The organism is Deltaproteobacteria bacterium (genome assembly GCA_016210045.1).
Classification (GTDB): Bacteria; UBA10199; UBA10199.
The window spans coordinates 1-23,544 of record JACQUX010000038.1; the positions used below are offsets into that span (position 1 = coordinate 1).

Below are 23,544 nucleotides of genomic sequence, written 5' to 3' on the forward strand. Positions count from 1 at the left end.
ATCTAATGACGAAAACGGCGAGGGTGAGCGCGCGGCGGCTCGTTGCCGCCGCGATAGCGTACCCTGGGCGCGGGGACACTCGGCCCCGGCCCCCGGTCACAGCAATACGCTATTCGGTTACGCTGCGGCAGGAAATTGCAACACGCCCGGGGCCGCCAGGCTCTTGAACAACCGCGCCACCACCGGATGCACGATCTTGCCCCCTTGACACTGCAGCCCGCGCCGCAACGACTCTTCTTCTTTCATCGCCTGCTCGAGTCCCAACTCGGCGATCCGCGTGACATACGGAAACGTCGCCTTCGTGAGCGCCTCGGTCGAGGTCTGTGGAGTCAGCGCCGGCATGTTCGGCACGCAGTAATGGAGCACGTTGTATTTCAGATAGGTCGGGCGCCGATGTGTCGTGGCCCGTGAGGTCTCCACGCAACCGCCTTGGTCGATCGAGACGTCGACGATCACGGAGCCCGGACTCATTTGTTGGACCATCTTCTTCGTGACAATCTTGGCCGTCTTGTCGCCCGTCGCGTGGACGCCGCCGATCACGAGGTCCGACTTGCGGACCCAGGCGGTCACGTTGTCCGGCGTCGATTCGATCACCAGACATTTGTCCATGAATTGTTCCCGCAACTGCCGACACCGTTCCGGATTGATGTCCATCAGCACGGTTTCAGCTCCGAGACCGATCGAGACTTGCGCTGCGTTGATCCCGACCACGCCGCCGCCTAACACGGCCACGGTCCCGCGCCGCGTTCCGGTGACGCCGCCGAGCAGCAGACCCTTGCCGACTTTGCCGCCGCCATGCAGTAATCCTGCGCCGATCTGGACCGCAATCCGTCCCGCGACTTCGCTCATCGGCGTGAGCAGTGGGAGCTGGCCGTTGACCGTCTGGACCGTTTCATAGCCCAACGCGATCATCTCTTTTTTGCAGAGGGCGCGCGCCAATTGAGGAACGCCCGCCAGATGGAGGTAGCAGAAAAGAATCTTGCCCGGTTCGAAGAATTTGAATTCGGTCGGGAGCGGTTCTTTCACCTTCACGATCAAGTTCGCCATTTTCCAGATCTTGGCCGCTTGATTCAGGATCGTGGCGCCGGCGTCACGGTAATGGCGATCGGAAAAGCCGCACAAGATGCCGGCATTTTTTTCCACCAAGACCGTGTGTCCGGACCGGATCAGATTGCTGACTCCGTCCGGCGTGAGCGCCACGCGCGTTTCAGAATCCTTCACCTCTTTGGGGACGCCGATAATCATACGAGACTCCTTTTGTTCAGTCGGTAGATGATGGGTTAATCGCGCGGGGCCTATAGCACCGGCTTTTGCGGCTGACAAGGGGGGTGTGGCGGAAATGGGTAGGTGCCTCCTGGGCGCAGGCAGCTGTCGATGGATAAAGTGTTGTAAAATCAGCTTGTTATTCCAGTGTCTGTGGTTTTGACCGGCAGACTGTGGTTTTAACGCCTTGCGAGGCGGCCAAGGGCAATCAGCCCGGCGATCAACGCGATCCCGATTCCGTACTGATGGGTCTGGATGGCGAACGCGAGTTGGGCGAGGGCCTGTTGCGGGATCGTGAGTTCGTTGTTCAGGTCGGACCATGTCGTGATGCACGGGGCCATCAGCAGCGGAAACCACAGCAACGCGATGATCGCCAGGAAGGCCGCGCAGCCGAGGTAGAGCCCATATTGGGGGCGCGTCTCTTGGCGGAACAACGCATCGGCGAACGCGCCGGCGCCGGTCAAGCGTTGTTCAAAGGCCGCCCAACCGTGCGGATGGGCCAGGAACTTCTGGAGCGGAAGGCGTTGCGGCCGGCCTTGTTCGTCATCGTAAGAGAAGCGGCCGTGTTCGTGCCGCAGCTTTGCGACTGAACGGATGGGAAACGTGGTCGCCGCTCGCCCGAAGAGCCATTGGATGATGATCTGTTCGCGTGTTACGACGCAGTAAGGATGTCGCCAACAGCGAATGCCGAGGCGCAAGCAGAGCAGGCCTAAGAATAAGAGTGGACCGGAATTGCCGAAGAGGCGAGACCCAAAACTGAAGTCGAGAAAATATTGTATGAGTGGCGTGACGACGAGCGCGGTGCCACCGACTACGCTCGTAATGATCAGGAGTGGGTGAAAGCGGATTTGCAGGTCGGTGGCGGATGCGTGCATGCGTGAGGCCTAGCACACTACGCGGTGGTGACCAACCACTGTTCCACGCGCCGGAACACCGCGCCGAGCGAAGGGCGTGCGGATTGGAGTTCCAACATCAGAAAACGGCCGTCGTCGGGAGGTCGGATCGCGTCGTGGTAGATTTTGGCGGCATCGGGCGCGTTGGTGTCCGCTTCCAGGATGCGGAGGATTTCTTGTATGTAGTTTTCCGTCAACGCGCGTTGCATCGCACTCACGGCCTCGGGCGTGACCAGTCCGGCATCCACGCGCTGCGCGAAACACTCCACGACGGCTCGCAGTGCCGCCAGCCGTGGGTCCGTCTGTAAATCCAGATCGGCGGCGCGGTTCAGTCGGACCCAGAGATGGGACAGAATGCGGCCTGCCAGCGATCGGTCGTCGCGATACGGGTCGGCCTCTTCGGGGCTTAATTGATCAATCTCCTTTTGCAGCACTGCAAAACGATCCGGCGGCGGATCCGCTGTCGTGACGGGCGCCGGTCGTGGAGTGGCCGCTGGTGGCGGAGGTGGAGGTGGCGTGGCGCCGAGCGCTCGATCGAGGGCGTCGCCTACTGCGTCTGGTGAGAGGGCCCTTGGTACACTTGGTTCCGCGAGCCGAATCACCTGCCGTCTCGTAGTGCCGCCCAAGCGCGCACACCAATCTTGCGCAGTATCCAACGCCTGGCGGTGCAGCGGGAATCCTTCAGAGACCCGGATGGCCGCAAACGCTGAAGCGAGCATCGAATAGTCGCCGGCGAGGAACAATGGCGTGGCGTGGCCCTGTTCCGCGATCTGGCGGAGCGCGACCAATTCCTCTCGCGGGATGAGTGCTGGTTCCGTCGCGGTTGGTTCAAATGCCAGGCGGTGTAAAAAGCGAAATAACGGGCCTGCGGCGCCTGCGGTGATCAGATCGAGCATCGTATCGTTACCTTGATAGAGCGTCATCATCAGCGGGACCCAATGCTCCTGGCGCAGATACGGGAAATCGTGATGCGCGGCGCGCCAATCGGCGCGGTCATCGAACAGTCGCACCACGCGATCGGGATCGCTAATGACATCGTATTGGAGCCCCAGACGAGACGTCACTTCCGTGATCAGCGCACAGTGCCACAGCCGCGCGACCGCCGCCGCGCGATCGATCGCCACGGCCGATCCGCCGGGGGTTGGCGGCGGCAACAAGCCGGCAACGACCCCGCCGGACTCGATCAACAACGCGCTGAGACAGCGGAAATATTGATCCACGACCGAGGGGTCGGAGTCGTCGCCGGCGAACATGCCGCCCAGTGCAGTGACTGACACGTGGGCCACCGGTCCGGCAAAGCGCTGGAGCTGCGTGTGAAAGGCACGTGCCCCAGCAACCGAATAACTGATAGCCGTCGTGCCGAACCGTTCATGCGCCGTGTGTGGATCGCGCAATGCTTCGATCATCCGGCCCGGCTGTGCGGGACCAAGACGTGGCCGCATATGCAGCGCCCGCGCCACGCCTTGTTGCAACGCCATGCCGGGAACCTTTATTGCCATCACTGCGCTCCTCTGTGCTTCTCTATTCGGCGGAGCGGCGAAAAAGTTGCGTGGAAAACTTGGTGACTGGTGGCTGGGGGGCGGACCATGTGCGTGCCATTGCCCAGTCACTAGCCATCAGCCACCGCTTTCCCGAGCCACCGGAGTTGATAACTGGCATTCCGCCCCCGACCGACGCTAGGGCACAGGAGGCCTTTGGCAATCAAGTCGGCCATTTCACGGAACGCGGTCGCGCGGCTGCACTTGGTCAGCCCGACATACTTCCGCGTCGTGAGCCCTCCCACAAAACCGTCGGGACCCGCTTCGAGTAAGCGATGGACCACTTTGCGTTGACGATCACTCAGGGACACCGCAGCAAACGCGCGCCAGAATTCCGAGCGAGCGAGAATGTTGGCGATCATCGTTTCCGAGCGGGTGATCGCCCGCGTCATACATTCCAAAAACCAGCGCAGCCACTCGGTGATATCGAGACCGCCTTGTTGCGCGGATTCCAGTGCGCGATAGTAGGCATCGCGTTCAGCCATAATCTGCGCGGACAGACTGTAGTAGCGTGGAGCGGACTGCTCGTCCTGAGCCAGCGCCATATCCGTCAGCGTGCGCGCGATGCGTCCATTGCCATCGTCAAACGGATGGATCGTCACAAAGTACACATGAGCGACCGCGGCACGAATCAGTCCATCGATGGTTCGTTGACTGCGGTGCCACCAGAGAAAAAATTGCGCCATCTCCTTCGCGATGCGAGCAGCGGGCGGCGCTTCATAATGGATGCGCTCCCGCCCGATGGGCCCGGACAGGACCTGCAAGTCCGACGAGCGCCATTGCCCCACCCGTACCCGCTGCATCCCGGAAAAGCCGGTCGGGAACAACGCCGCCTGCCAGCCTTTGAGGCGCGTTGCGCTCAATTGCGCGGCATAATGTGTCGTCGCCTCGAGGAGGATGTTCACGACGCCGTCGATGTAGCGATTGGACGGGGGGAGCCCAGCCGACGGCAGTCCCAAACGGCGGACGACAGAAGAGCGCACCGCCTGCGGATCAATGACGGTCCCTTCGATCGCGGACGTCTGTACGGCTTCATGGACCAAGATTTCCGCTTGGGATTCCTTGTCCAATCCCAGTCCCAACATTCGGATGCGGGCCAAGAGTTGACCTTGGGCAAACCGGCATTGCCCCAGCGGCGTGGTCAATTGATCCGCTTGCCAAGTCAGACGCGGCCACTTTTTGTCCTGCCAGATATAGGACATACTCGTCATTGATGAGGCGATTATCGCTTCATAATATGAAGCGATTATAGTTCGTAATCGCTTCATCGGCAAGAGTGCTTCCATTGGCGCCTCAGCACGCCGACGTGCCGCGGTGGGTGGGGCCGCAGCGCATGGGAGTGCCGAGGACAGCGCGAGCCACCATCTCCTTGACCTCACCCCTCGGCCCCTCTATATCCGCCGACCAATGGTGGAAAGCGCCGAACAAGCCCAAACGGTCTGGGAGCCGACTGCGGAGTGGATCGCGTCTTCTCATGTCAGGCGTTTCATGCGTGCCCACGGGATTGCCGACGCGGCGACGCTGCGACGGCGTTCGGTTGAGGACATTCGTTGGTTTTGGGACGCGGCACTGCAGGACCTCGGCGTGGAGTGGTTCACGCCGTACACGCAAGTCTTAGATGATAGCGCCGGTTTCGCCTGGGCGCGTTGGTTCGTGGGCGGGGAGTTGAATTTGGTCCACAACTGCGTGACACGGCACGCCGTCGGCGCGCGCGCGCAGCAGGCGGCCGTGGTCTGGGAAGGAGATGGCGGCGAGCAGCGCACGTTGACGTTCGCCGAGCTCGCAGCGGACATTGCGCGCTTGGCCCATGCATTGACGACGCTCGGCGTGCGGCGCGGCGACGCGGTCGGACTTTATTTGCCGATGACGCCCGAAGTCGTGATCGGAATGTTCGCGTGTCATCAACTCGGAGCTGTTGCCGTCCCGATCTTTTCCGGCTATGGGCCCGATGCGATCGCGACCCGGTTAAACGATGCGCAGGCCGTCGCGGTCTTAACGGCCGATATTGGGATGCGGCGCGGTCGAGCCGTCCCGCTCAAACAGACATTAGATACAGCGCTCGCCACCGTGCCGTCGGTGCGCCACGTGATCGTCGCGCGGCGTGGCACCGAGACGACGTCAGTGCCGTGGCACGCGGGACGGGATCAATGGTGGACGGATGCAGTGCGCGAAAGTGCGCCGACCACCGAGATAGCGCGTCTCCCTGCGGAAGCGCCGGCGCTGATCCTCTATACTTCCGGCACAACTGGTCGCCCGAAGGGTTGCGTGCATACGCACGCAGGGGCATTGGCGCAGATCGCGAAAGAACTCGGGTATCACTTCGACGTGCGTCCCGGCGACATCTTCTTCTGGATGACCGATATCGGCTGGATGATGGGGCCGTGGGAACTGGTCGGCGCACTTTTTCACGGCGCCACGGTTGTCCTCTACGAAGGGGTCCCCGATTTTCCCGCGCCGGATCGACTGTGGCGGCTGGTTGAGCGTTATCGCGTCACCCACTTAGGGATTTCCCCGACGGCGATTCGCGTGCTGAAACGCGCGGGCGATGACTGGGTGACGCGCTGCGATCTCGCTTCCCTTCGTGTGCTCGGTTCGACCGGGGAACCGTGGGATCCGGAGGGCTACACCTGGTTCTTCGAACAGGTCGGCGGGAAGCGCTGTCCGATCATTAATATTTCCGGCGGCACGGAGATCATCGGCTGCCATTTGGCGCCACTCCCCATCGCGCCGCTCAAAACTGCGAGTTTGCAAGGTCCGGGGTTGGGGATGGACGTCGACGTCTTCAATGAAGCCGGCGAATCGGTGCGCGGCGAGATCGGCTATTTGGTCTGCAAACAACCGGCGCCGTCGATGACGAAAGGGTTTCTGAACGACTCGCCGCGCTATCTGGAGACCTATTTCAGTAAATGGCCGCAGATTTGGAATCACGGCGATTGGGCGGTGGTCGATCGCGACGGCGCATGGTTCCTGATGGGACGTGCCGACGATACGATCAAGGTGGCGGGCAAACGGGTCGGGCCGGCGGAGATCGAAGGGGTCTTGATGCAGCACGCGGCCGTGGCGGAGGCGGCCGTGATCGGCGTGCCGCACGCGGTGAAAGGCGAAGGGATTGTCTGCTTTGTCGTATTAAAGGATGCATGCGCGGGCGACGCGGTGTTAGCAACGACGTTGCGTCAACACGTCGCCACGGCGCTCGGCAAGCCGATGCAGCCGGAGACTGTGGTATTTGTACCCGCGTTGCCGAAGACGCGTTCGGCCAAGATCGTGCGCGGGGCGATTCGGCGCGTGTGGCTGGGCGAAGCGGCGGGCGATTTATCGTCGGTCGAAAATCCGGGAGTCTTGGAAGACATTGCAACATGCAAAGTGCAACAACCATCAACTCTATAAAGGAGAGTGCATCATGAGCTTCGAAATCATTACCCCAAAACAGGCGTATCAACGGATGCAAGAGGGGTGGCGCTACCTCGATGTCCGGACCGAAGAAGAATTCGCCGCCGGCTATGCGACCGGTGCGGTCAATATTCCGCTCTTCGCCACGACGCCGCAAGGCCGCACGCTGAATGCCGACTTCGTGACGTCCGTCCGGACCACATTCCCGGCGACGACCAAGCTCGTGATCGGCTGCGCGTCCGGCGGTCGGTCCGGCAAGGCGTGCGAATTGCTAGGCGCCGAAGGCTACGCGCATCTGGCCAACATCGACGGCGGTTTCGTCGGCCGCGCCGATCCGGCAACGGGACAGCTGGTACAAGCGGGCTGGAAGGCGGAAGGACTGCCGGTCAGCAAGGCCAAAGGCGGCTGCGGATCGCCGTCGTGCGGCTGCGGCCACTAATCCTATTCGTGCAGCAACGTAACGTTGATCTGGTCCACGTCAAGAAAATGGTGATCTGCGGTCAGCAAAGTCCCTCCGACGGTCATGCAGCAGGCGCTGATCCAGATGTCGTTCGTAGGGATCGGGCGTCCTTTTTTTCGCAGGCGTGCGAAGATTGCCCCGAAGTTCCGCGCCACATCGAGGTCGACAAGGATGATCCGGACCTGGAACTCTTCAATAAATCGGTCGAGCCGCTGGAGATTGCGCACCAGCTTCGCTCCATGCTGAAATCCGTAGTGGAGTTCGCCATAGGCGATGACTGGGAGCAGCAAGGTGGTGGCTTGCGAAGCCGCTTCTAATGCGGCGTCGTGGCCGATGTCGCACAGGCAGTACGCGTTCGTGTCGAGAACCAATTTCATGACTTTACTTTACAGGGGCTCGCGTACCCTCCGCCTGCGGCTGAGGGCAATCCCACTCACTTTCATCGATATGAGAAAAGTGCCGTGTCGCTTTGCGGAAGGCGGCGTAGTCGGATCGCTGCATGTGGCCGAAAAACTGTCGCACGCGGGCGCGCCGTTCCCGGTGCGGTGTGACCCCGAGCGCCTTTGCAAGAGCCTGTAACACGATTTCTGTCTTGGTTTTTCCGGTCTTCCGCACGGCGTCACGCAAAGCCATGGCGATGCCCTTGGGCAACATGCGGATGCTGAGTGCGCTCATATGCTGGCTCTCCTCTGCGTACTACAGTTGCAGAGTTTTGTACTACAGTCAAGAGTGAGGATGTCCAGTGTTCCCGGCCGCAAACAGCGTGGCATACGCGGCGTCGTGCAGTTGGGGGCGGAACGCCTTGATCTTTTCGTTGGTGACGCTTGGGTGGACGCGGTTCGTCAGCAGGATCACCCACCAATCGCGTTCCAGATCGATCCACAGCGAACAACCGGTGTACCCGAGGTGCCCGATGCTGTGACGGGAGAAATGCCGCCCTGCTTGTGAATTGGTCGGGCTCGGTGTGTCCCAGCCGCAAAGATACGTGCCGTGCGGCGGCGTCGTCAGTCGATCGAAATCGAAAAAGGCGTGCACTGTTGCTGAGGCGATCCAGTCGTTAGTGCCGCGCCAACAGGTCGTCAGAACGGCGGCGAAGCGGTGCAGGTCATGTGCCGTGCTAAAGAGTCCGGCGTGACCGGCGACGCCGCCCATCGCGTAACAATTTTGATCATGAACCGCGCCGCGCAGCACCGATTTGCGCCAGGGACAATCTTCCGTCGGCGCGTAGCGCAGCGGGGCGATGCAGCCCGGGGCCGCGCGGCCGGACGCGGCTAGCGGGAGGAACCGCGTATCGTTCAGACCCAGCGGCGCAGCGATTTCGGTCGCGCATTGTTGCTCCAAACCGCGGCCATCCACGCGTTCGAGCAACGCGCCGAGCAAGATAAAACCTAAATCGCTGTATACGCATGCAGTGCCCGGCGAATACGCCGGCGGCTCGTGCATGATGTTTTGCAGAATGAGTGCATAGCCATCCGGGGTCCCGAGTTTCCGCTCCGGGACGCCGCGAAAATACGGCTGCCACGCCGGAAAACCGGCGGTATGGGAGAGAAAACGGCGGAGCGGCACGGCGCCGTATGGTGACTCCGCGAGTTCCGGCAAATGGCGGGCCGCGGTATCGTCCAGCTGCAGACGACCGGCAGCCGCGAGTTGCATCATCCGCGTGGTCGTGACGATGACCTTCGTGAGCGACGCGACGTCGAAGATCGTCTGTGCCGTGGCTGCACCGTAGCGTCCGTGATGCGCGATGGTGCCTTCCCGTGCGATCAGCAGTTCCGCGGCGGGGAAGACGCCGTCGCGGACGGCCGCTTGCATCATCGTATGGGCGTCGGTCATGGCAGTACTCCAGCGGTGTCGATCGAAAAGTCGAGCGGATCCGTGTGGAGCGTTGCCTGCGCGCCGAGCGGGAGCGTGAGGCAGGGATCGCAGTGCCCGGCCGGGAGCCCGGCCACGACGGGGCCGACAAAGTCGCGCAGGCAATCGGCCAACATGGTGTCGAGATCGGCGGGATTTGGTTCGTCGGGAGAAAGCGCTAACGAGCCGAAGATGATCCCACGGACGTGCCGCAACACGTCGGCGTGGGCCAAATGCGTCAGCATCCGGTCGAGCGCGTAGAGTTTTTCGCCGCGGTCTTCCAGAAACAGGATGGTGTCATCGTCGAACGTTGGGCCGTATGCAGTGTCGATGCTGGCGTGGACTAAACTGAGGCAGCCGCCTGCGAGGCATCCCGTCGCCCGCCCCGGTTTAATGATGCGCAAATCGCCGGAGGCCAACGTCCCCAACGGCTGCGGCTGACCGATCGCTTGCCACAAATGCTGCCAATTCTGTGCGGCCGTCGGCACGTCGCCGAAGTGGTGCGTGATCGTGGGACCATAGAATGTGGTCCAGCCGCAGTGGCGCTGCAGCCAGCCGTGTAACACCGTGAGGTCGCTGGAACCGACGAAGATCTTCGGCGCCGCGGCCGCAATCGCTTCATGGTGGAGCAGCGGGATAATCCGTTGCGTGCCGTAGCCGCCGCGCGCGCAAAAAACCGCCTTGATTGTCGGGTCGCACAACAGCGCGTTCAGTTCCTCGGCGCGCCGCTTGTCGTCGCCGGCGAAATAGCGGAGCCGCTGCGTAATGTCCGGCCGATGCCGCACCTGAAATCCCTGCGCGCGAATCCATGCCACGGCGGCCGTGAAGGCCTCGACCGGAAACGCGCTGGCGGGCGCGGCGACGCCGATGCAATCGCCTGGTTGCAACAACAACGGCTGACGAAAGCGGGACATGGCGCCGCCTTACTGGATGTGCCGCGGTCTGACAAGCCCTCGTAATGAACCCTGCTTGCAGACGGGTGCTATCCATGGTTGATGCACCGCTGTCTGCACAGAAGGGATGCCGTGGCGCTGCTGATCAGTTGTCAACATGTGAGCAAATCGTACGGCGCGCGGCCGTTGTTTCAGCGCGTGTCGTTGGGGATTGCCGACGACGATCGACTGGGGTTGATCGGTCCCAATGGCGCCGGCAAGTCCACGTTGCTCAAAATCTTGGCGGGCATCGAGACACCGGATACAGGGGATATCGCCGTCAGCCGACAGGCGCGCATCGGCTACGTGGCACAAGAGGAATCGTTCCCCGCCGGACACACGATTCGTGAAGTCCTCCGCGCGGCGCTCGACGATCATCCCCTCGAAGCGTACGAAAAAGATACGCAGGTCGCGATCCTGCTCGGAAAAGTCGGTTTCACCGATCCGGATCGGCGCGTCGAGCATGTTTCGGGCGGAGTGCGCAAGCGGCTGGCGATCGCGTGTCAGCTCATTCGGCAACCGGATTTATTGCTGCTCGACGAGCCGACAAATCATCTTGATGTGGAAGGGATCCTCTGGCTCGAACAATTGTTGCGCGCGGCGCCGTTCGCCTACGTCGCGGTCAGTCACGATCGTTATTTCTTACAACGCATCAGCCGTCGTGTGATTGAACTCAATGCACAATATCCGGAGGGACACTTTTCCGCCGTCGGGACGTACGGTGATTTTTTGGAAGCCCGCGCCACGTTCTTAGCGGGCCAGCAACAATACGAGGCCGTGCTGGCGAATCGCGTGCGTCGTGAAATCGAATGGCTGCGGCGCGGACCGAAGGCTCGCACGACGAAGGCGCACGGCCGGATCGAGGCTGCGCATGCGCTGATGGAAGACCTCGGCGACGTGCAATATCGCAACGCGCAGACCGCGCGCGCCCAGATCGATTTTACTGCGTCGGAGCGGCGGACCAAAAAGTTTCTCCAGGCAGTCAACGTCGCGAAAACAATGGGTGGGAGGCGGCTGTTCGACAACCTCACGCTGACCCTCTCGCCCGGCATGAAGCTCGGCGTATTGGGGATGAACGGGAGCGGCAAATCCACGTTGCTGAAGGTGTTGACTGGCGTCCTTTCGCCCGACGCCGGCACGATGGAACATGCCGCGCAGTTGCGCGTCGTGTACTTCGATCAACATCGCGAACAACTCGACGATGCGCAGACCCTCAAAGCAGCGTTGGCCCCGCACGGCGATCAAGTGATTTATCGCGACCGACCGGTGCATGTGGTGACGTGGGCGAAACGCTTCCTGTTCCGGCCGGAACAGCTGAATTTGTGCGTTCGCGAACTCTCCGGTGGAGAACGCGCGCGGATTGTGTTGGCGCGATTCATGCGGGAATCGGCGGATCTGTTGATCCTGGACGAACCGACCAACGATTTAGACATTCCGACGCTCGAAATTCTAGAAGAGAGTTTGGAAGAATTCCCGGGCGCGATCGTGTTGGTGACGCACGATCGGTGCATGCTGGATCGCGTGGCGACGCAGCTGCTGGCGCTTGACGGTGCCGGCACTGCTACGATGTATGCCGACTACGCCCAATGGGAGGCGGCGCAACAGGCGCGGTGCATGGCGCCGGCCGACGCGGCGCCGGAGAAAACCGCGAAAAAAAACGTGTCCGCCGTACCGGCGAAAAAACTCAGTTACCGAGAACAGCGCGAATATGACGGCATGGAAGAGGCCATCCTCCATGCCGAGGCGGAGGTGGCGCGTTGGACACAGACGCTCAAAGATCCCGCCATCAGCACGGATGCGGCGCAACTCCAGACCGCATGCGTGGCGTTGCAAACCGCGCAACGTGCCGTCGAAACACTCTATGCCCGTTGGACCGAGCTGGAAGCGAAGCGAGTCGCCGGGACCGTGAAACCCGCGCCGCAACCAGTGGACAAAAATTCTTAGCAACATTTTCTCCGTTGCTGCCGATAACCGGGCATGCTCTGTATCATATGAGCGCGGGGAGAGTGTGATGATGCAACGAGATCGATTGGCGTTGGTGTGCGGCGTTGCGGCGATCCTGGCGGGGCTGGGCTGGCAGCCGCGCGCCGAGGCGGCGGTGATCCCGGTCGCAGCTGGGGCCACGGCGGAGAACTTGGGCGATGGAACGTGTTCGCTGATCGAGGCGATCAACGAAGCCAATATCACCGGAGCGGCCGGAGGCGATTGCGCGGCGGGGAGCGCCGGTACCGGGGCCGAGGGACTCGATTCCATCACACTGGAGCCGGGGAGCATCTACTCGTTGTCTGCCGTCTACGGCGACGACGCTGACGGTCCGAACGGTCTACCGCCGATTCAGAGTTCGATCATCATCGAAGGGAATAGCGCAACGCTCGTGCGTTCCTTTGCGGACGGGACACCGGCATTTCGTTTCTTTCTTGTCACCACGGATGGTCGTTTAACGCTGCGCGATCAGCTGCTCGTGCATGGCGATGCTGGGGACGGCGGCAATGTTGGCGGGGCGATCTATGTCAAGGGGCCGACACCAGAGTTGACGATCGAGGGGTCGGAAATCTCCGCCAATTCGGCCAAGGCCGGTGGTGCGATTTATTTTTCGAACTTGGGAGGCGCAGGCCAGTTGACGATTTCGAATTCGCAATTCAATGCCAATACGGCTGCGGAAGGCGAGGGTGGCGCGCTCTATCTCAATGCCAATGAGACTGCCGTGGTTATTGAAGACGCTCGGTTTCAGAATAATAGCTGCCTCGCCAATGGCGGAGCCATCTCGGCCGGAGGCATTACTTCGCTACACATCGATCGGGCCACGTTTCAAGACAACAGCGCCGCGAATGTCGGGGGCGCCCTCTCGTTGAGCCAAGTGGATAGCGCCACGATAGTGCGCACGACGTTGCAAGGGAATACGGCCTTTGCCGGTGGAGCCCTCTATCTGGTCTCCATCCCCATCACCATTGCGAACTCCACGCTGACAAAAAATGCGGCCAGTTTTTGGGGGGGTGCCGTGACGGCGAACGGTGACACGGAGGTCACGCTCGTGCACAGCACCGTGGCCGCGAATACGGCCGTGCAGTTCGCGGGGGGATATGTTGGCACCGTGATCAAGGTCCAAAATTCCATCGTGAGCGGGAATACGGCGGATGGATCGGCCCCGAACTGCTACACCCAAACGACGTCGCTCGGTCACAATATCATCGGCGACACCAGTGGCGGATGCTCGGAAGGCTGGGTCGAAAGCGATTTGATTAATGTCGATCCGCAGCTGGGTGCGCTTACTGACGACTTCACGACTCCCGGGGCGGGGCACTTTCCGTTGAGCGCCGCGAGCCCCGCGATCGATACCGCCGATACGACGGCCTGTGTCGTGCAGCCGGACGGGACCGATTTGACTAGCGACCAATTGGGCCAAGCGCGCTACGGCCCCTGCGACATCGGCGCCGTGGAATTCGGGGCCTGCGGCGATGGTATCTTGCAGTTGTCGGTGGAATCCTGCGACGACGGGAACACGACGGACGGGGACGGCTGTTCCAGCTTGTGCAAGGGCGAGAGTTGCGGCGACGGAATCGTGCAGCTCGGCGAGGCGTGCGATGACGGCAACGGCGACAACAACGATGCGTGTCTCAATGCTTGTGTCGCGGCTGCATGTGGCGACAACGTGACACAAACGGATGTCGAGGAGTGCGACCTTGGTTTCTTGAACAGCGATACGAGCAGCGCCTGCACCGCTCAATGTAAAACGGCGGTCTGTGGTGACGGACTGACCTACGAAACCTTCGAATCCTGCGATGACGCGAATCAGGTGAATGACGACAGTTGCAATAATCAATGTGTCAATGCGTTCTGCGGCGATGGGATCGTGCAAGCGGTGGAAGGCGAGACGTGCGAGGATGGCAATAACCAGAATGACGACGGTTGCAGTAACGCGTGTCTGCTCCCGGTTTGCGGCAACGACGTCGTGGAGTTCGGCGAAGTGTGTGACGACGGAAATCTCATCAATACAGATGGATGTCTTGCCACCTGCCAAGCCGCGCAATGCGGAGACGGCGCCGTGCAAGCGGGCGTGGAGGCCTGCGACGATGGGAATCTCCTGAACGGCGATGGCTGTCAAAAGGATTGTGCGCGGCTCGAAGTGTGCGGCGATGGGGTGCCGGATCCGCAAGAGGCCTGCGACGATGGGAATGCGCTCGATGGCGATGGCTGTGCGGCGAATTGCATTGTTGAAACAGTGCCTGAGCCGGTCGATGACGGAGATGATGAAGGCGGAGATGGTGACAGCGACGAGGGCGACGGCGGTAGTGACGGAGATGACGCGACACCAACGGATACCGCTGACGATTCGACGCCGGACGACACCGGCGACAGTGATGTGACTCCACCGACAGACGACGCGGAGCCGGCAACGACCGGCGCAGCCAGTGCCGAGGACGCCGCAGAAGTCGCGCCGGTGGCGGCTAGTGAGACCGCAGCAAGTGAAGACGGCACGTCGGAAGCGGCGGGCACCGCTGATGCCCCCACGACCCCAGTCGTCGCAAGTGATGTCCCATCCCCCGAAACAGGCGGCACCACCGACACGGCGGCCGCCGCCGAGGCCGACACCGGTGGGGGATGTAGTTTGATCCTTCCATAACCGTCATCCCGAGCGGCGCGAGGGATCTTCCGTTGATCGGGATGACTCTTGTCCTTCGTGCGCACCTCGGCTATGAGGCTTTCCGTGTCGCCTGCGTTCAAACCAACACCGTTCGGTCGTTATTACCTGACGCATCTCCTCGCGCGCGGCGGGATGGCCGAAGTCTATACCGCCAAGGCGTTCGGCGCCGGCGATTTTGAAAAAACCGTCGTCGTTAAAAAAATCCTGCCGCAATTCGCCGACGACGAACGCTTCATTACGATGTTGTCCGATGAAGCCCGCGTCACCGTGCAGTTGACGCATACCCATATCGTCCAATTACTCGATTTCGGCACCGTGAATGGCCAGTACTACATTGCGATGGAGTACATCGACGGCGTCGATCTGAAAGATGTCGTCACTGCAGCGCACCAATGCGGCGCAGCGGTCCCTGCCGATGTCATCGGCGTGGTCATGAGCGCTGTGTGTCGCGGTCTCGATCACGCGCATCGCAAGACCGGCAAGGACGGCGCGCCGCTCGGGATCGTGCATCGCGATCTCTCTCCGCATAATGTGCTGCTGTCATTCGCCGGCGAAGTGAAAGTCGCCGATTTCGGGATCGCGAAGGCGGCGTCGAATGTCACCAAGACCCAGACCGGTGAGATCAAGGGAAAAGTGGCGTATATGTCGCCGGAACAGGCCGCGGGCGCTGCGCTGGATGCCCGCACGGACATTTTTTCCGCCGGCCTGGTGTTGTATGAACTGTTCACCGGAGTTCCGTTGTTTGAAGGCGATTCGCAGTTGGAAATCCTCGGTCGGATCAAGGCGACACATGTCAATCCCGAGATGCTGCCCGACACGATCCCGGCCCCGTGGCGCCCGATTGTGGCCAAGGCGCTGGCGCACGACACGACAGATCGATACGCGTCGGCCGGCGAATTCGAACGGGCGATTGCGGAGTTGTTGCAGCAAGCGCCCGTCGTCACGTCGACGCGCCTCCCCGAATATCTTCACACGCTCTTCGCCGGGCGGATCGCGGATCGCGACCGCGTGCTGGAACCGCCGATCGATCCATCGGTGCGGTTGCAACTGGCCAGTTTCTCCGGTCGCGTCATTGCCGCTGCCCCGGAGGACGTCGCCGCCGGCACCGGTACGCAGGCGCTGCAATCCAAGTCGGTCAGTCTGCGCCAAGCGGTCATGCAATCGGCGAAGCGGTTTTATCTCGCCGTGTGTGTCGTGAATATCATCCTCTCGGTCGCGGCCGATTTCCTGAAACCCCTGTTTGCGCTGGCGCCAACGCTGCTGATTATTTCGATCGCGTTGGCCGGCGGCATTTATCTCTTTTCGCTGCGCAAATATCGCCGCAGCAATCCGTTTCAACGCGTCCTGCAATCGAAAATCGGCGAAGTGTTCGTCTTCTTTGCGATCTCCGCCGGCATTTGGGCCACAATCACCGTCTTGTCGATCTTCACACCGCCGCGCGGCGTGTTGGCAGCCAAGATCAAACCGGTCGGGAAATACCAAGAGCAGTTGTTGCGGATCGAGGAAGAGATCGCCGATATCAAGACCACGACGCAAGAAATTGCGGCCGGTGTGCGCGACATCCGTCAAGCGATCGATGAGCTGGGCCGCAGCGGGACGATCATCGCGAAGCCGAAGACGCCGCAGGAGTTTTATCACAATGCGCGCCAATTCACGTTGGCCGGTCGGACCGGCGAAGCGATCGAGGCGTATCAAGCCTTTCTCGAGGCGCAACCGGACTTCGTGGATGTCCATCAATCCTTTCAGGCGTTGCTGCTGAACACTGCGGGCGCGGAACGGGCGCGCGAGGTCTATGCCACGTTGCAAACCGAACGTCGCGACAACATCGTCATCAAAATGATGAACTTCCGCCTGCGGCCCAAGGAGGCGTATCTGCAAGGGCTGCGGGAACTTCGGACCGCCCATCCCGATTTTGCGCCGGCGCATTTGGCGCTGTTGCAACATATTGCGGCCGAAGGGATGGCACGGCTTACGACGGCCGAATGGCGCGATGCCGAGGCCGCCTATGTTCGGCTCCAGCAGCTGGACCGGCAAGGGCAATTCAAGGAATTTTTCCTCGACAAGGAGGCCTTGCAAAAGGTCTACGACGAACTGCGCCGATTTGATGCCATGGTGGTCTCGTTTGGGGGAGAGCGGCTGGCGCAGCCGGTGCGATTTTATATCAATCAGGGCAGGTCGGCTGTCTCGGTCTCCGTCTCTCCCAACGACCTGCCGCCGGAAGATATCCTTTACAATGTCGATACCGCCGAACCGCTGCTCAGCATGGGATTGACGGCGATCATCAATCCGCTGACCAATAAACCCGCGGCCAACGAGCAAGTGCAGCTCCAATTGGCACCCGGCAAGCACACCATCTATGCCAAATATATCGACGCCAAAGGCGTAGCGAGTCCGCTGTTCACGCACGAGTTCGACGTCTGGCCGTTTCGTATCGACATTACGCCGGAACCGGCCGCGTCTCCCGACGGCACGCGCAGCGCGGAACTCGCATTCCTCGAATATCTGAATCACTCCTTCACGACATTCTATTATTCGGTCGATGCCCCGACGTTGGATCAGCGCACGACACAAACCCGCGTGACGTTGCAAGGGCTGCGCGCCGGACCTCATAGCGTCTACGTCCAAGCCTCGAACGAGTCCGGCAACAAGACTGCGGTCTTCAATCAGTCGATACAGCTCTATTAGTTGGGATCCGCCAGATCTCGTCCTGATCCCCGTCAATAGCCAATCTGCGGTCTGTCAGGTGCCATATGCACAACTTTTTTTCCGCGCTGCCGATATACAGTGCGGAAGGCGTGACAGCGGGGAACTGGTTTGACATCACCGCAGTGCTGGGCTAGGGCCGCGCCAATGTCTTCATCCCGCCGGCCGTAAACGGAGGTACTGATTATGGATCATGTCGTCACCTTGGCGCGACTCGATTACGCCGTGATTATCGCGTACGTGCTGATTTGTATTTGGATCGGATTTGTCCACTCGCGGAAGGCCTCCAGCAGTATCAAAGAATATTTCCTCGGCGGCCGCAGTATGCCGTGGTGGCTGATCGGCACGTCGATGGCCGCGACGAATTTCTCGATCGATACGCCGCTCGCGATCACGAAATATGTCTATCAAGAAGGGATCGGCGGGGTCTGGTTCCATTGGGCCTCGGCGATCTCGGCCATTCTGGCGACCTTTTTCTTCGCGGCGCTGTGGCGCCGCTCCGAAGTGATGACCGATGTCGAATTCGTGGAACGCCGCTACAGCGGGAAGCCGGCCGCGTTTCTTCGCGTATTCAAAGGCTGTTACTTCGGACTCATCATTAATTGCTTCGTGATGGGCTGGGTGTTGGCTGCCAGTATTAAGGTGCTGACCGGCTTGACCGATCTCCCGCTCACGGCCGTGATCGTGATCTCCACCGGACTCGTGGCGTTCTATACGTTTGCCAGCGGATTCCACGGCGCCGTCTGGACCGACTTCGCCCAGTACGGGATCGCGCTAGTCGGCTGCAGCATGCTCGCCTTTTTCTCAGTGCGCGAAGTGGGCGGGATCAGCGAACTGCTGACCCAATTGAATACCAAATTCGGCGCCGATTCCGGGATCACGAATTTCGTCCCGCGCTTAAGCGACTCCGCGTGGATGCCGCTCTCGGTGTTTCTCGTCTATATCTGCATGCAATGGTGGGCGCACAAATATTCCGACGGCGGTGGAAAGCATATCCAACGGATGGCCGCAGCCAAAGACGAAAAAAACGCCGTCTATGCCACGTTCTTTTTCGCCATCATGAATTACGCGTTCCAAGTCTGGCCGTGGATCCTCACTGCACTCTGCGCGTTAGTCATTTACGGTCGCGAAGTGGCCGATCCGGAAATGACCTATGTCTGGATGATCGGGCGGCAGATGCCGGCCGGGATGCTCGGCGTGATGTTCGTCACGATGCTTGCCGCGTATATGTCGACCATGTCGACGCATATCAATCTCGGCGGATCGTATTTCGTGAACGACATTTATAAACGCTTTATCACCCCGCAGGCCTCGGAACAGCACTACGTCCGCGTGGCGCGGATCTCGTCGCTGGTGTTGTTGGTGTTGGCCGTGATCATTGCGATGCAAATCAAGTCGGTCGGGAATGCGTGGAAGTTTGTGCTCGCGTTCGCCAGCGGCGCAGGCCTCACTTATGTAATGCGCTGGCTCTGGTGGCGCGTGAATGCTTGGACCGAAGTCACGGCAATGACCGTCTCCGGAGCCGTCGACTTGTGGGTCGAGGCCACGCATCCGAAGTGGCTCTATTCAACGAAGCTGATGGTCATCGTCGGCATCACCACCGTGGCGTGGCTCATTGTGACGTACCTCACGAAACCGGTCGACGACGCGACGTTGGTGCAATTTGTGAAGGATGTGCAGCCTGGAACGCCCGGCTGGCGCCGCATTTACGACAAGTACAACATTCCCTATGTGCCGTATGGGCGACGATCGCTGGTGAATTTCCTCGCCGGTGTCACGTTCTTCTTCGCGACGAACTTCGGGATGGGCGCGGTGTTGCTGCAAGACTACGGCAAAGGCGTCGCGATGCTGGCCGTCGCAGCAGTGCTCTTTTCATTCCTGATGCATCGCGTACAACACGACGCCCAAGCGCGCCAAACCATGGCGGCGACTGTCGATGCGGCGCGGGAGATGAAAAGACGGGCGATCGGAAAACGATGAAGCGATCTCTCTATGGAATTCGCTGCGCCGAGTCAATTGTGAGGAATTTATTGCCAAACACTATTTTGTATTGCTGCGTTGCGTCGGTTGCGGAGTTTGATTACACGGAGCACAGTTTTTTCGCATTACGCGGGTGAAGAGTCGGGGGCAGGGAAAGTTGGTAAGGACGACGCATGAAAGCGCCCGTCGCAATACGTACCTCGCATCCCTCCAGGCCCAAGTTGGCCCCAAGGGATTTTCATCGGCCGTTGGCTATTTCGGCGCGTCACCCGTTGCTTGGTTTTGATCTCCCCATCATTGCGCAGCGTCCGTTAGTGGCCCAACCGGCCGCAGCGGCCCTGGCGCATCCGCTGTTGATCAGTCCGTTGGGAACCAGTTTTTCCGGACTGTCCCCGGAACGTTCGACGGCCGAGGGTTTGCTGCGGGATGCGCTGGAAGCAGTCGCGACGGATCCCGAGCAAGCCGGATCCCATTTCCACGCCGCCCGCGTTGCATTGGAACGTACCCCGCGCGACCTGAACCATCTGTCGCCGTTGTATGTGGCCGCAGTGTTGGGAGAGGCCACGTACGATCAGGGCGACGCAGAGACGGCGCGCGCGTTACGGGACGTCAAACATTACGCCCGCACGAGCGGCGATCAGGAGTTGTTGGCGAAAGAGCGTCTGACCCGCGCCGTGTTGCTGACGCGATGGGGACAGGAAGAAGACGCGGCCTCCGTGCTGGCGAAATTCGCGCGCGATAACGCGCCGCGATGCAGCACCGCCGTGCGCGTGGCGGGACTCATTCACTACAGCAATCTCCTGATGAATCGAGCCGTGCGATATCAAGATGCGTCAGTGCGTACTCAAGCCCTCGCGTCGTTGCGCCATATTTTTTTGCAAGTCCTGCCGGGGTTAATCGCCGACAACGAGGACCTCCCGGAATCGGTAACGGAAACTCTGCCGAAGCTCTATTATTTCATCGCCGATTTTTTCCTGCAGCAAGGGCGTTCGCGCAACGCATTAGAAATGTTGTGGACGGCGCGAGTCCATTGTTCAGACGAACAGATCGAAGCGCTCTTTACTGCCGAGGAAGAGGCACAACATGGCGATGAAGACGGGGTCTCGCGGCAGAGCGCGCTGCGTCGCCTCGTCGCGACGCAGATGTCGGGCGATGCGCTCTCGTTCGGACATCGATTGTATGCCTGGGGAGCGGAATTCCTGCCCCGTGCTCGCTTCAAGGACAATCGCGCATTCTGCAAAGTGGCCTTGCTGGGGGCTACGACCGGAGCGGCTGCTGTGGCGACGCTCGGGGCGGTTGCCGGGGAACCGCAAAGCGTCGCGGATATTATGGTCGGATCCGCAGCCGGCGCGACCGGCGCCGTCGGGTTGGGGAAGGCGCTGATAGGACTCGCGGCGGAGGAGCCATGGCAGGCATTGGAAACTGGCTATACGGAACGAACCATCGGTCTTCCGTTGTTGAAAGAAGCCGCGAAGTTGGTCACGACCTTCGCCCTGTTCGGGGGTCCGATCCCAGGGTTGGAGTCGCTGTTGCCGTCCGTATTGGTTGCCGGCACTGAACATGGTGGTGCCCAGTTGCATGGTGTTGGCAGCGCGCTTTCGTATCTGGTGGAACGTGTCGCGACCCATTCCGGCGAGCTGGGCGGATTTCTCTCGCAACACGGCTTTCCGGACGGCGTCGCTGCCTTTTGGCAAAGTTGGGTCGATCAGAGTGTCTTTGCAGAGGGTTTACATAACGGGTTTACGTTCCCTTTCGGCGACAATCCGCTGGGGCAGTTATTTGGCAACGCCGATTTTGGCAGGTTCTCTCACTTTCTCGATGAGTGGTGTGCCGCCCTCCCGTCAGCGGCACGCACGGTCGTGGAGGGCGCCGTGTATGGATACATGGGGCTCGGCGGGACTTATGCCTTTGCCTCGATGTCGCCGCATGCCCGACAGTGGATGGAGGAACAACTTGGGAAAGATGGCTTGCGTCGCATGGAAAAGGCCCTCTTTCCCGGCGCACTGTTTGCAACCGTTGCCGCAATGATGGCCTCCGGGATGACTCCGCAGGCGGCCCTGGGGCTGGCGCTGACCAGTTATGCCGTCCAAGCGCGGTTGATCTTGCAGGGGGGCGGACTGTCCGGTGTCGATATCGGGAAGATGATGCGGGCCGGCGCGATCCAGCTCCTGTACCTTGCCCCCGGTGCGGCGCTGATGCCGGAATTGGCGAGCGCAGTGGCCCATGATCCGAACGCCCCGCTGTTAGACCGCGTCGGGACGGCCATCGAGGCCCACTTCGGGATCGTCTGGTTCATGGCGATGTTAGGCGGCGCGCATGCGGTCCTGACGGGCCTGAACCCTTCGCAGACCCTAATGGCCAAATTTGCGAAGGCCGCGACGTGGGAGATCCCGGTCCAAGTGATCAAAATCCTGTTCGGTTGGTTGTCGTTTTGGGGCAACACCGTGGCGCTGCTGCTGAAAGAAGCGGGCTTTGGAGCGATTACGTCGTCCTCCATTCGCGAAGCCGGGGGATCGTCGGTGCAAGGCGATATCGTGCGGAGTCGAACCCAGCCGCTGCGCGCGATTCAGCCGTTTCCCGAATTGCCGCGCGGTCTCACGGTGGATTTGCCTTTGCGGGGGCGAATGCGGGACGAGGCCGAGGCGTTTCATCGCGACGGTGTCAATGCCGCGATGGTCGGCGAGGCGATGGAATTTCACGCCGAGCGATTTGCGTCGCAGCCGTTGGAAGTCCAGTTGCCTCTCGTCATGACGGCCTATTTCCTGCGAGAAGATGCCCGGCTCCAGTTGCGGCCGCGACTCCCGCTGTCGATGTATTATCGTGTGGTCTATCGCGCCCTCACCGATGCAGAGGTGCCGGCGGAAGTTGTGGCGGATTATCTCGAACGGCTGAAGGTCGTGGTCTGCGACGCCGATCCCGATTTGGCCGATGTGCGCCGCAACCTGTTAATTGCCACGATGCGGGCCGCTGTGCATCCGACCCATGGCGCTCGGCTGCGCGCCTTTTTTGGTACCCCAGACGGCGAGTCCATCCTGCAGCAATACGCATTGCAGCCGCTCTATACGGAAGCCCTAAAATATCGGCATCCGGAGCATTTGCCGTGGAAAGTTCGATTGGCGCGCGAGGCATGGCAACCGAAACGGTGGATTACCTCTCGGTTAAGTGGGCCGCCGGAGCAGGCGCTGTACGATGCTGCGGTCGTAGCTGGACGCCGCATTCGGATCACCGGACCGTTTGCCGGTCGTACTGTCCGTGAAGCCGGCGCTGCGTTCTTCACGATGTTCGATTCCATCACGCAAACGGACGTGGCGCATCAAACTCGGGCCGATCCGAGTTTTTATTACGGCACGCTCTGGAAGCAGGTCTTGATGCGGCCCAAAGGGCTGCGTGGGTTGACGGACACGTACCGCAAAGATGAGGTGGCCCCTCTGTTGGAGGCCATTCGTCGCATCGCCGGGCGTGTGCACGATGTCCGTGCCGATATCCGTCACAACCTCTTGCTCACGGTTGAACTCGCTTCGCAAGGTCCCCACGCCGAGATGATTCAACAGTTCATTGCGCAGAATAAACCGCTCTTCACGACCATGCACGAGATCCGCGGCAGCGTCTTAGCGCCGAATGAGCACCTTCCACGGGGCAAGACATTGAAAGATCTGCGCATGACGAAACGGCTGTTCCGCCGTTTATTGGTCGACTCCGGCAATTCTGCCGATGGGATGTTGGTCGACCCCCTCGTCCGCGTCTCGCCGTTTGACACCGCCCGGGCCGTCGCCAGCACGATGGGGCGGCGCGACGTGGCCCCCGTCGCGGCACGCGCGGCCCGACCGGCTGTGACCGGCCCGGTCCCGAAGCCTTAACGCGCCGCGTGTTGACCTTCCCTCCGCGGTTCCGT

The 23,544-nt window shown here is 60.9% G+C and carries 15 protein-coding genes; 7 read left to right on the forward strand and 8 right to left on the reverse strand.

From position 1 onward, the window contains the following. Window positions 1–117 precede the first annotated feature (117 nt). The 4 genes from ald to HY696_10530 form a co-directional block, all read right to left on the reverse strand. Entirely contained in the window at window positions 118–1,245 is a 1,128-nt protein-coding gene (gene ald, locus HY696_10515; GenBank protein ID MBI4238826.1) for an alanine dehydrogenase, read from the reverse strand. A gap of 197 nt (window positions 1,246–1,442) precedes the next feature. Beyond that, on the reverse strand, window positions 1,443–2,138 hold the full coding sequence (locus HY696_10520) for a hypothetical protein (protein ID MBI4238827.1): 696 nt from the start codon (window positions 2,136–2,138) through the stop codon (window positions 1,443–1,445). A gap of 17 nt (window positions 2,139–2,155) precedes the next feature. Beyond that, complete coding sequence (locus HY696_10525; GenBank protein MBI4238828.1) at window positions 2,156–3,655, reverse strand: hypothetical protein; 1,500 nt, start codon at window positions 3,653–3,655, stop codon at window positions 2,156–2,158. A gap of 110 nt (window positions 3,656–3,765) precedes the next feature. Continuing rightward, window positions 3,766–4,896, reverse strand: coding sequence for a Fic family protein (locus HY696_10530; protein MBI4238829.1), 1,131 nt, complete (start codon window positions 4,894–4,896; stop codon window positions 3,766–3,768). A 205-nt stretch (window positions 4,897–5,101) separates the two neighbouring features. On the opposite strand from HY696_10530, the gene HY696_10535 reads away from it, so the two are divergent. Further along, complete coding sequence (locus HY696_10535) at window positions 5,102–7,081, forward strand: AMP-binding protein (protein ID MBI4238830.1); 1,980 nt, start codon at window positions 5,102–5,104, stop codon at window positions 7,079–7,081. A gap of 13 nt (window positions 7,082–7,094) precedes the next feature. After that, window positions 7,095–7,523, forward strand: a complete 429-nt coding sequence (locus HY696_10540; GenBank protein MBI4238831.1) for a rhodanese-like domain-containing protein — start codon at window positions 7,095–7,097, stop codon at window positions 7,521–7,523. Between the two features lie 2 nt (window positions 7,524–7,525). Here the strand turns inward: HY696_10540 and HY696_10545 are convergent, their stop codons facing one another. Genes HY696_10545 through HY696_10560 form a run of 4 tightly spaced genes read right to left on the reverse strand, consistent with a single transcriptional unit; the run spans window position 7,526 to window position 10,309 of the window. After that, window positions 7,526–7,921, reverse strand: a complete 396-nt coding sequence (locus HY696_10545; GenBank protein ID MBI4238832.1) for a type II toxin-antitoxin system VapC family toxin — start codon at window positions 7,919–7,921, stop codon at window positions 7,526–7,528. A 4-nt stretch (window positions 7,922–7,925) separates the two neighbouring features. Further along, window positions 7,926–8,219, reverse strand: coding sequence for a hypothetical protein (locus HY696_10550; GenBank protein ID MBI4238833.1), 294 nt, complete (start codon window positions 8,217–8,219; stop codon window positions 7,926–7,928). A 48-nt stretch (window positions 8,220–8,267) separates the two neighbouring features. Further along, on the reverse strand, window positions 8,268–9,377 hold the full coding sequence (locus tag HY696_10555; GenBank protein ID MBI4238834.1) for a beta-lactamase family protein: 1,110 nt from the start codon (window positions 9,375–9,377) through the stop codon (window positions 8,268–8,270). Next, complete coding sequence (locus HY696_10560) at window positions 9,374–10,309, reverse strand: LD-carboxypeptidase (GenBank protein MBI4238835.1); 936 nt, start codon at window positions 10,307–10,309, stop codon at window positions 9,374–9,376. Before HY696_10560 ends, HY696_10555 begins: the two co-directional genes overlap by 4 nt. 81 nt (window positions 10,310–10,390) lie before the next feature. Between HY696_10560 and HY696_10565 the strand changes: the two genes are divergently transcribed. From HY696_10565 to HY696_10585, 5 genes are all read left to right on the forward strand, one after another. Then, a complete protein-coding gene (locus tag HY696_10565; GenBank protein MBI4238836.1) occupies window positions 10,391–12,271 on the forward strand; it encodes an ABC-F family ATP-binding cassette domain-containing protein in 1,881 nt (626 codons plus the stop codon). Window positions 12,272–12,338: 67 nt separating this feature from the next. Continuing rightward, a complete protein-coding gene (locus tag HY696_10570) occupies window positions 12,339–14,948 on the forward strand; it encodes a DUF4215 domain-containing protein (GenBank protein MBI4238837.1) in 2,610 nt (869 codons plus the stop codon). A gap of 84 nt (window positions 14,949–15,032) precedes the next feature. Continuing rightward, the gene (locus HY696_10575) at window positions 15,033–17,654 is read left to right on the forward strand and encodes a serine/threonine protein kinase (protein MBI4238838.1); all 2,622 of its coding nucleotides are present in this window, start codon (window positions 15,033–15,035) and stop codon (window positions 17,652–17,654) included. Between the two features lie 204 nt (window positions 17,655–17,858). Beyond that, complete coding sequence (locus tag HY696_10580) at window positions 17,859–19,652, forward strand: Na+:solute symporter (GenBank protein ID MBI4238839.1); 1,794 nt, start codon at window positions 17,859–17,861, stop codon at window positions 19,650–19,652. 173 nt (window positions 19,653–19,825) lie between these two features. Beyond that, on the forward strand, window positions 19,826–23,509 hold the full coding sequence (locus HY696_10585; GenBank protein MBI4238840.1) for a hypothetical protein: 3,684 nt from the start codon (window positions 19,826–19,828) through the stop codon (window positions 23,507–23,509). Window positions 23,510–23,544 lie beyond the last annotated feature (35 nt).